This is a genomic window from Jatrophihabitans sp. (genome assembly GCF_051960575.1).
GTDB lineage: Bacteria > Actinomycetota > Actinomycetes > Mycobacteriales > Jatrophihabitantaceae > JBQCEE01.
In genome coordinates this window covers 1-9533 of record NZ_JBQCEE010000296.1, presented here as the reverse complement: position 1 = coordinate 9533, position 9533 = coordinate 1, and the positions used below count along the sequence as shown (strand labels likewise).

Below are 9533 nucleotides of genomic sequence, written 5' to 3'. Positions count from 1 at the left end.
GGCGCTCCACCGCGCGCCGCCCACCGGCACGCGCTACCGCGGCGGCCCGGGGGGGCGGTTGTGGAGCGACCGTGCCGGCGAGGGTCGATTCGTCCGCCACCGGAGCGAGCTGGCCGGCCAGCTCAGCGACCCGGTGTTCGTCGGCGACCGGCTGGTGTTCCTCAGCGACCACGAGGGCCACGGCAACGTCTACTCGGTCGACCTCGGCGGCGGCGACCTGCGGCGGCACAGCGACCACACCGGCAACTACGCCCGTGACCTCGCGGGCGACCTCGAGGGCACCGGCGACGGCCTGGCCTACCAGCGCGCGGGCCGGCTGTACCGGCTCGATTCGTTGGCCGCCGACGCCGAGCCGGTCGAGGTCGAGGTCGAGCTGCCCGGCACCCGGGCGGCGCGGCAGCCCACCGTGATCGACGTCAAGGCCGCGCTCGACGCGGCCGAGCGCCTCGACGTCGATGCCGACGGTCGGGCCAGCGTCGTCGAGGTGCGTGGCACCGTGCAGTGGCTGACCCACCGCGACGGGCCGGTGCCCACGCTCGCCGCGGCGCCCGGGGTGCGCACCCGGCTGCCGCGCGTGCGACCCGGCCGCGGGTCCACGGCGGCCGTCTGGGTGACCGACGCGGAGGGCGACGACGCCCTCGAACTGACCGACGCCGGCACCACCCGTCGGCTGGCGGCGGGCCGGGTCGGCCGCGTGCTCGAACTGGTCGTCAGCCCCGATGCGAAGCATGCGGCGGTCGCGTCGCACGACGGGCGGGTGCTGCTCGTCGACCTCGACGGCGGTGACGTCCGCGAACTGGCCCGCAGCGACCAGGGCGACGTCAGCGGCCTCGCCTTCGCCCCCGACTCCGCCTGGCTGGCCTGGTCGCAGCCGTTCGCGTCCGGCCTGCGCGCGCTGCGGCTCGCCGACGTCGCGTCCGGGGCGGTGCACGAGCTCACGGCCGAGCGCTTCGTCGACACCGACCCGGTCTTCACCCACGACGGGCGGTACCTCGCGTTCCTGTCGGCGCGCACCTTCGACCCGACCTACGACACCCACAACTTCGACCTCTCGTTCGTCGTCGGCACCCGGCCGTACGTGGTGCCGCTCGCCGCCGACACCCCGTCGCCGTTCGACCCCGAGCCGGGCGGCCGCAGCGTCGCCCCGCCGAAGGGCGACGACCAGCCGGCGCCCGACCCGGCCCCGGCCCGCGTCCGGATCGACCTCGACGGCATCGTCGACCGCGCGGTCGTCGTGCCCGTCCCGGTCGGGCGGTTGACCGACCTGTCCGCCGCCGCGGGGGGCCTGCTGTGGGCCACGCACCCGATCAGCGGGGTGATCGGCGCCGGGCTACCGGCCGGCGCCGAGGCGCCGCGGCCGGCCCTCACCCGGTGGGACTTCGCGTCGCGTCGCGCCCTGACCCTCGTCGACCGGTTCGACTGGTACCGCGTCTCGCGCGACGGCACGCGCATCGTCGTGCGCGACGGCGACGAGCTGCGGGTCGGGCCGGCCGACCACCCTGTCAAGGACGACGGGGCCGACGGCCCGAAGGAGCTGGTCACCGTCGACCTTGACCGCATCCAGGTGCGGGTCGACCCGGTGGCCGAGTGGCGTCAGATGACGGTCGAGACGTGGCGGCTCATGCGTGACCACTTCTGGATCGAGGACATGGGCGGCGTCGACTGGGACGACGTGCTCGAGCGCTACCTGCCGATCGTCGACCGCATCGCCACGCGTGACGACCTGTCCGAGCTGCTGTGGGAGATGATCGGCGAGCTCGGGTCGTCGCACGCCTACGAGCGGCAGGTCTTCCCGCCCGCCCCGCCCGGACGCACGGCGTCGTTCCTCGGCGCCGACTACGAGCGCGACGCCGACGGCGGCTGGCGCATCGCCCGGGTGCTGCCGGGCGAGTCGTCGGTACCCGCGGCGCGCTCGCCGCTGCGTGCGGCCGGTGTCGACGTGCGGCCGGGCGACCGGCTGGTGGCGGTCAACGGGCAGCCGCTCGACGAGCGCGGCCCGGCGCCGCTGCTGACCGGACTGGCCGGGAAGCCGGTGCTGCTCACCGTGATCCGCGGCGACGAGCCACGCGACGTCGTCGTCGTGCCGACCGCCGACGAGGAACCGCTGCGCTACCAGGACTGGGTCGCCGGTCGCCGCGCGGCGGTGCACGTCGCGACCGACGGACGGATGGGCTACGTGCACGTGCCGGACATGATGTCCACCGGCTGGGCCGAGTTCAACCGCGACCTGCGGCGCGAGGCCCGGCGCGACGCGCTGGTGCTCGACACCCGCGACAACGGCGGCGGGCACGTGTCCGAACTGGTCATCGAGCGGGTGGCCCGGCGGCTGCTCGGCGGCGGGCTGAGCCGGCACGCGGTCGACGAGGAGTACCCGACCGGGGCGCCGCACGGGCCGGTCGTGTCGGTGGCGAACGAGTTCGCCGGGTCCGACGGCGACATCGTCAACGAGGCGTTCAAGGAGCTCGGGCTCGGCACCATCGTCGGCGAGCGCACCTGGGGCGGCGTGATCGGCATCGACGGCCGGTACACCCTCGTCGACGGCACATCGGTGACCCAACCGCGGTACTCGTTCTGGTTCCGTGACGCCGGCTGGTCGGTCGAGAACTACGGCGTCGACCCGGACGTGGTCGTGCCGTTCCCGCCGCAGGCCTGGGCGGCGGGTGACGACCCGCAGTTGGACGCCGCCGTCGACGTGCTGCGCGAGGCGCTCGAGCGGTACGAGCCGCTGCAGATGCCCGCGGCCGCGACCCGGCCCGACCGGTCGGCGCCACCGCTGCCGCCGCGTCCGACGGGCACCTGACGTATCCGGGGGTGGCGGCATGGTGCTCAGCGCAGCGCCGCCACCACCGCCCGCGTCGTCTCCTCAAGCGCCCCCGCGGCGTGCCGCCACGCCCGGTCGGCGCCGTGCTCGTCGACCAGCGAGCGCACGACCGCGCCGGGCACCTCGAGCCCGGGCTCGACGGCACCGGCGATCACGACGACCGGCCGGTCGCCGGCGCGCGCCCGTGCGACGACCGCCCACACCACCATGCCGGCCAACGAGGTGCGGTCGAGGCGTCCGTCGCCGGGGATGACGAGGTCGGCGTCGGCGATCAGCGAGTCGAGGCCGACCTCCTCGGCGACCAGGTCGGCGCCGGGCAGGAGCCGTGCACCGACGGTGACGAGGCCGCCCGCGAGCCCACCGGCCGCGCCCGAGCCCGGCACCAGGTCGAGGTCGAGACCGCGCCGCGCACGCACCTCGTCCCGCAGCCGTTCGAGTCGCTGGGTCAGGCGTGCCACCGTGGCGTCGTCCGCACCCTTCTGCGGCCCGAACACCTCTGCCGCGCGCGTGAACGGGGTGCGGACGTCGCAGGCCACGTCGAGCCGCACCCGGCCGAACGCGTCGGCGAGGCCGGCTGCTTCGAGTGCGCGCAGGGCGCCCTGTCCGCCGTCGGTCGTGGCCGAGCCGCCGAGGCCCAGCAGCACGTGCTCGGCGCCGGCGCGCGCGGCCGCGACCAGCAGCTCGCCGACGCCGGCGGTCGTCGCGCGTTCGGGGTCGTTGCCGTCACCGACCAGGTGCAGTCCGCACGCCGCCGCCGACTCGATGACGGCGCGGTGGGTGCGGGTGTCGTAACGCCAGGCGGCGCGCACCGGCGCGCCGAGGGGACCGGTGACGACGTCGACCCGGTTGCCGCCGCCCAGGGCGTCCAACAGCCCTTCGCCGCCGTCGGCCATCGGTCGTCCGACGCACTCGACGCCGAGGTCCCGGCACGCTGCGGCGATCGCCGCGACCACGTCGGCGGCGGTCAGGGTGCCCCGGAACTTGTCCGGGGCGGCGAGCACCCGCATGCCTCGATCCTGGCGGTCGCGGCGCCGGGACCGCGACCCGACCCGGGCGGCCGCGGCGGGGCGGTCAGCTCAGCGCCACACCCGCACGTAGTCGACCTGCGTCGTGGCCGGCAGCGGTGTGGTGGCCGGGTCGAACGCGTTCGTGCCGATGCCGAGCGCCTGCGTCAGCAGCACCATGAACGGCTGGTCGAACGGGGCCGGCTTCGCCAGCAGGAACGGGTTCCAGTTGTCGCTGACGCAGGTCTGACCATCGATCGAAACGGTGAGGGTCTGCGTCGTCCACACCAGCGTGTAGGTGTGGAACTGGCCCGCGTCGATGGTGCAGTTCGTGTTGGTCGCGTTCGGGTCGCCGAGCAGCGAGTTGTAGTGGATGTAGGGCACGGCCAGGTTCGGGTACTGGCTGTAGGTCTCGGCGACGTCGATCTCGCCGGACGCCGGCCACGACCCGTACTTGGTCCCGTTCACCGGGTACAGCCAGAGCGAGGTCTGCAGCCCGGCGACAGCGGCGGCCGGCACCTTCGCGCGGAACTCGAAGCGGCCGTAGGCCTGGGCGAAGAGCCCGGCGGTGTCGACCATGCCGCTGGTGTACTGCGTCGTGTACGGCAGACCCGGCGCCGGGCAGGTGAAGGGCTGCGACACGCGGCGCGCGGTCAGGTTCAGGACGCCGTTGCTCACCGAGACGTTGCTCGGCGAGTCGACGAAGCACTCGGCGCCGGAGTGGTAGCCGTAGGACGAGGTGGTCTGCACCAGCCACTTGTGCCGGTCGAGCGCCGTGCCGTCGAACTCGTCGTCGAAGCTGCAGGTCCAGGGCGTGCCGTCGGCCTTGACCAGCACGGTGCCGCCGCACGAGCCGGCGGACTGCGTGGCGACGAACCGGGCCGCGCCGGCACTGCCGGGCAGCACGCTCACCACGGAGGCCACCACGCCGACGACGAGGGCGAGCAGCGCGGCACGCCGCCGCGGACGCTGAGCAAGGCTTCGACGCATGAAAGCCCGATCGGCCGAAGGGACCGGGACTGAAGGACTTTGGTCCCGGGAGTTCACGCTCGCCATACTTGCGCAAGGTCGGTGTGAACGGAAGAGCCGGATACGTCACTTCACCCGGAGGCCAACGACATCGCCGTGGTCAGCACTTGACCACGGCGATACTTCGGATTTCGCTTGGGGTGAGTGACGGGGCTCGAACCCGCGACATCTTGGACCACAACCAAGTGCTCTACCAGCTGCGCTACACCCACCATGCCGGCCGCGCGCGGCCGAGCCAGCTCAGTCTAGCGACTGCCGCGAGCGGTTCAGCACGGCGGTCGCGGCGGCCTTCGCCTCGTCGCTCGTCGGCCCGGGCAGCGGCACGAACAGGGTCTGCCGGTAGTACTGCAGCTCCTGGATGCTCTCGAGGACGTCGGCGAGCGCGCGGTGCGCGAGCCCCTTCTCCGGCTGTGACTGGTACACGCGCGGGTACCAGCGCTTGGCGAGCTCCTTGATCGACGACACGTCGATCATCCGGTAGTGCAGGTGCTCGTCGAGCGACGGCATGTCGCGGGCGAGGAAGCCGCGGTCGGTGGCGATGGAGTTGCCGCAGAGCGGCGCGGTGTTGACCTCCGGCACGTGGCCGCGCACGTAGTCGAGCACCGTCGTCTCGGCCTCGCCGAGCGAGATCGTCGACGCGCGCACCCGCTCGGTGAGCCCGGACTTGGCGTGCATGTCGCGCACGAACGGGATCATCGTGTCGAGCACGTCGTCGGCGACCTTGATGATCACCTCGACGCCGTCGTCCAGCGGCTCGAGGTCGCCGTCGGTGACGATCGCCGCGACCTCGATCAGGGCGTCGCGCCGCAGGTCGAGCCCGGTCATCTCGCAGTCGATCCACACCAGTCGCTCGGTCACCCGGCCGAGGTTATCGCCTCGCGCCGGCGCGGTGCCGGGTCGTCGCGTCCGGGCTACTGTCGGCGAATGTCCTCGCGTCCGGCGCCGTTGACCGACGACCAGCTCGCCGCGGCCCTCGCCGAGCGTCCGGGATGGACCGGTTCGGCCGCCGGGCTGCAGCGCACGATCGAGTTCGCCGACTTCCTCACCGCGGTACGGTTCATCGACGAGCTGGCACCCCACTGCGAGCGCCTCGACCACCACCCGGACCTGCGGTTGAGCTGGCGTCGGGTGGAACTGACGCTCGTGACGCACAGCACGGGCGGCGTGACCGCCCTGGACGTGGAGCTGGCCGCGGTCGTCGACGACGTGGCCGCGGCCCTGCCCCTCGCGTCCTGATCCGGGGGCGGACGCCGGCCGGTCGGGCGTTTGCAGGGGGATCAGGGACGGCTTCGCCAGGACGCCATGCCGAGCGCGACGAGGCGCAGCTGCCGCTCGGACCGGTCGAGGATGTCGCGCTCGACCTCGCGCCGCCCGCCGCTCTCCAGTAGGTCCATGACCGCCGCGAGCATCACCGTGATCATCAGGTGGGCGGACATCTCGAGGTCGTCGGTCGACCAGTCGAATCCGGCCGTCAGGCGGGCGAGGTCGACGGCGAGATCGCTGGTCACCAGTCGCAGCTCCGTGTCGATGGCGCGCCGGACGGCTGCGACACCGCCGTACCGCTCGCGGCTGAGGAAGCGGAACTGCTCGGGGGAGTCGCGCACCGCCTCGGCGAGCGTGGCGACGGTCGACTTGATGATGTCGTCGTGCTCGTCGCGGCCCCGGCGGGCGTCGCGCACCATGCGCCGGATCGAGCCCATGCACTGATAGACCAGTTCGACACCGAGCGCGTCCATCGACTCGAAGTGCCGGTAGAACGCCGTGGGCACGAGGCCGGCGTCGCGGGCGACCTCGCGCAGGCTGATGCCCGCGAGGCTGCGGTCGGCGATGAGGGTGAGGGTGACGTCCAGCAGTCGCTGCCGCGTGCGCTCCTTGCGCTCCGCGCGCGACTCGACCCCCGCCCGGGCGGCGGCGACCTCGGGCCGCGGTGCCCGGGGCGAGCGCGAACGTTCCGTCACCCGACGAAGCGTAGGTCTACCCGGCGACGTGGCCCGGGACACCGTGCCGGTCGTCACGCGTGTCCGGCGTTGACGACCGTATCCAAACTCCGCTTCACTAGTTTGAGTGTACGAACGTGCACCGAAACTGTCCGAGCGTCCGAAGGAGTCACCATGGTCCAGCTGGCCCCGCGCACCGCGCAGCGGCTGTCGCCCGCGCGGTGGCTGTCGCCGCTCAAGCAGTCGCCCCTGAGCCTGGTCGAGTCGCTCGCCACGCCGCATGCGGTCGACAGCTACCTCGCGCTGGTCAACCCGATGCTGACCGTGCGTCGCATGCGCGCCGTCGTCACCGAGGTGCAGCACCCGACCGCCGACAGCGTCACCCTCACGCTCAAGCCCACCCGGCAGTGGAAGGGCTTCGAGGCCGGCCAGTTCGTCCAGCTCGGCGTCGTGGTCGACGGGGTACGGCACACCCGCTGCTACTCGCCGGCCTGTTCGCAGTACCGCGGCGACGGCCGGATCGTGCTGACGATCAAGGCGCACCCCGAGGGGATCGTCTCGAATCACTTGCAGCGGCACGCCCGGCCCGGTCTCGTGCTCGACCTCGGTGCGGCCGACGGCACCTTCACCCTGCCGCAGCGCCGCCCCGGGAAGGTGCTGCTCGTCAGCGGCGGCAGTGGGATCACACCTGTGCTCTCGATGCTGCACACGCTGTGCGACGAGGGGTACACCGGCGACGTCGTGTTCCTGCACTACGCGTACACCGCGAACGACGTGCCACACCGCGACGAGCTGCTCGCCCTCGCCGAGCGCCACGACAACGTCCGGGTCGTCCTCGCCTACACCGACCAGCAGGTCGGCGGTGACCTGCACGGCTTCTTCGGCAAGGCGCACCTCGAGGCCGTCGCCCCGTGGTGGGCCGGCGCCGAGACGTTCCTGTGCGGCCCGCCCGGGCTGATGCGCTCCGTCCGTGACTTCTACGAGGGCGCCGGGCTCGCGGCGAAGCTGCACGTCGAGGAGTTCGCTCCGGCGCCGGTCGCGCTGCCCGACGGCGAGGTGAGCGGCGCGATCACCTTCGCCCGCAGCGGGGTGACCGCCGAGAACAGCGGCAGCTCGTTGCTCGAGCAGGCCGAGGCCGCCGGTCTCACGCCCGAGTACGGCTGCCGGATGGGCATCTGCTTCAGCTGCACGGCCGTGAAGAAGAGCGGCTGCACCACCAACGTCCTCACCGGCGCGGTCGACACCGACCCCGACCGCGAGATCCAGCTCTGCATCTCCGTGCCCAACGGCGACGTCGCGCTGGACATCTGAGACCTCCCACGTCCGATCTCCACGACCAGAAGGAGAACGCCATGAGCATCACCCTGACCGAAGCCCAGATCGACGAGATCGGCGCCGAGCTCGACGCCCTGCGCCAGCGCATCGCGAACGACCTCGGCGAGGCCGACCGCGAGTACCTGATGAAGATCGTGAAGTGGCAGCGCGGCCTCGAGGTCGGCGGTCGTGCCGCGATGTTCCTGCCGCCGCTGTGGCCGGCCGCCGTCGCGGCGCTCGGGCTGTCGAAGATCCTCGACAACATGGAGATCGGCCACAACGTCATGCACGGCCAGTACGACTGGATGCGTGACCCCGACCTGAACTCCCGCGTCTTCGACTGGGACACCGCCTGCCCGGGCGACCAGTGGAAGCACTCGCACAACTACATGCACCACACGTACACGAACATCCTCGACGAGGACCGCGACATCGGTTACGGCATCCTCCGCATGGACGAGGGCCAGAAGTGGAACCCCTACTACCTGGGCAACCCGGTGTACGCGTTCCTGCTGATGGTGCTGTTCCAGTACGGCGTCGCGCTGCACGACCTCGAGTCCGAGAAGCTCGTCACCGGCGAGCGGTCGCTGGCCGACAACAAGGAGCTGTGGGACGGCATCTGGCGCAAGGTCGGCAAGCAGTGGATGAAGGACTACGTCCTGTTCCCGGCGCTGTCCGGCCCGCTGGCCCCGCTCACCTTCGCCGGCAACGCGTCCGCCAACCTGATCCGCAACATCTGGGCCTACTCGATCATCTTCTGCGGCCACTTCCCAACCGCCGTCGCGACCTTCACCAAGGAGGAGTGCGAGGACGAGACGCGCGGGCACTGGTACGTGCGGCAGATGCTCGGTTCGGCGAACATCACCGGCGGCAAGCTGTTCCACATCCTGTCCGGCAACCTGTCGCACCAGATCGAGCACCACCTGTTCCCGGACATCCCGGCGCGGCGCTACCCGGAGATTGCGGCCGAGGTGAAGGCGCTCTGCGAGAAGTACGGCCTGCCGTACAACACCGGCCCGCTGTACAAGCAGCTCGGCTCGACCTGGAAGAAGATCTTCAAGCTGTCGCTGCCGACGCGGTCCGGCCGCACGGAGCCCGCGGTCAAGGTCGTGCCGAGTACGGTCAGGGCCGTCAGCGCCGCCTGATGTCAGCGATGCCGGAGGGAACAGTCATGGTCAGCAGGGGCGAGGTCGCGAAGGACACCGCGCAGGTGCTGCTCGAGTCGACCGCCAACCACGTCGGACGGATCGCGACGATCATCACCGGTGCCGTGCGCGACGTCGTCCACGAGCTCGGTGGCCTGGCCACCGACGCCTTCGAGATGGGCGAGGCGGCGCGCCGCGCCCGGCGCGACTGACCAACCCCACCGGACGTCGACCGCGGTCTCCCCCCCCGGGGGGGGGCCCCCGGTGCAGCGGCGGGGGGGCG

General features: G+C 72.3%; 9 protein-coding genes and 1 tRNA gene. 5 read left to right on the top strand and 5 right to left on the bottom strand.

The window, feature by feature from the left end; translation table 11 throughout:
- A partial coding sequence (locus tag ACTHMS_RS16580) for a S41 family peptidase (protein WP_440307771.1) occupies window positions 1-2800 on the top strand: 2800 nt, incomplete at its 5' end.
- A gap of 26 nt (window positions 2801-2826) precedes the next feature.
- On the opposite strand, the gene ACTHMS_RS16575 is transcribed toward ACTHMS_RS16580, so the two are convergent.
- The 4 genes from ACTHMS_RS16575 to orn all read right to left on the bottom strand — a co-directional run bounded on the left by ACTHMS_RS16575 (window position 2827) and on the right by orn (window position 5712).
- Window positions 2827-3828: a glycerate kinase family protein gene (locus tag ACTHMS_RS16575; RefSeq protein WP_440307770.1), complete on the bottom strand. Its 1002-nt coding sequence runs from the start codon at window positions 3826-3828 to the stop codon at window positions 2827-2829.
- Window positions 3829-3897: 69 nt separating this feature from the next.
- Entirely contained in the window at window positions 3898-4815 is a 918-nt protein-coding gene (locus ACTHMS_RS16570) for a glycoside hydrolase family 16 protein (protein WP_440307769.1), read from the bottom strand.
- A 175-nt stretch (window positions 4816-4990) separates the two neighbouring features.
- Window positions 4991-5066 (bottom strand) — tRNA-His (locus ACTHMS_RS16565).
- 28 nt (window positions 5067-5094) lie between these two features.
- Window positions 5095-5712: an oligoribonuclease gene (gene orn, locus ACTHMS_RS16560; protein WP_440307768.1), complete on the bottom strand. Its 618-nt coding sequence runs from the start codon at window positions 5710-5712 to the stop codon at window positions 5095-5097.
- A 66-nt stretch (window positions 5713-5778) separates the two neighbouring features.
- Here orn and ACTHMS_RS16555 point away from each other — a divergent pair, with 66 nt between their 5' ends.
- Window positions 5779-6090: a 4a-hydroxytetrahydrobiopterin dehydratase gene (locus ACTHMS_RS16555; RefSeq protein ID WP_440307767.1), complete on the top strand. Its 312-nt coding sequence runs from the start codon at window positions 5779-5781 to the stop codon at window positions 6088-6090.
- Window positions 6091-6131: 41 nt separating this feature from the next.
- Here the strand turns inward: ACTHMS_RS16555 and ACTHMS_RS16550 are convergent, their stop codons facing one another.
- Window positions 6132-6812 (bottom strand): TetR family transcriptional regulator, encoded by a 681-nt coding sequence (locus tag ACTHMS_RS16550; protein ID WP_440307766.1) that lies wholly within the window; start codon window positions 6810-6812, stop codon window positions 6132-6134.
- 153 nt (window positions 6813-6965) lie between these two features.
- Here ACTHMS_RS16550 and ACTHMS_RS16545 point away from each other — a divergent pair, with 153 nt between their 5' ends.
- The 3 genes from ACTHMS_RS16545 to ACTHMS_RS16535 are packed head-to-tail and all read left to right on the top strand — an operon-like array spanning window position 6966 to window position 9462.
- Window positions 6966-8102 (top strand): ferredoxin reductase, encoded by a 1137-nt coding sequence (locus ACTHMS_RS16545; RefSeq protein ID WP_440307765.1) that lies wholly within the window; start codon window positions 6966-6968, stop codon window positions 8100-8102.
- A 41-nt stretch (window positions 8103-8143) separates the two neighbouring features.
- Window positions 8144-9250: a fatty acid desaturase family protein gene (locus tag ACTHMS_RS16540; protein ID WP_440307764.1), complete on the top strand. Its 1107-nt coding sequence runs from the start codon at window positions 8144-8146 to the stop codon at window positions 9248-9250.
- Between the two features lie 26 nt (window positions 9251-9276).
- Entirely contained in the window at window positions 9277-9462 is a 186-nt protein-coding gene (locus tag ACTHMS_RS16535; protein WP_440307763.1) for a hypothetical protein, read from the top strand.
- Window positions 9463-9533 lie beyond the last annotated feature (71 nt).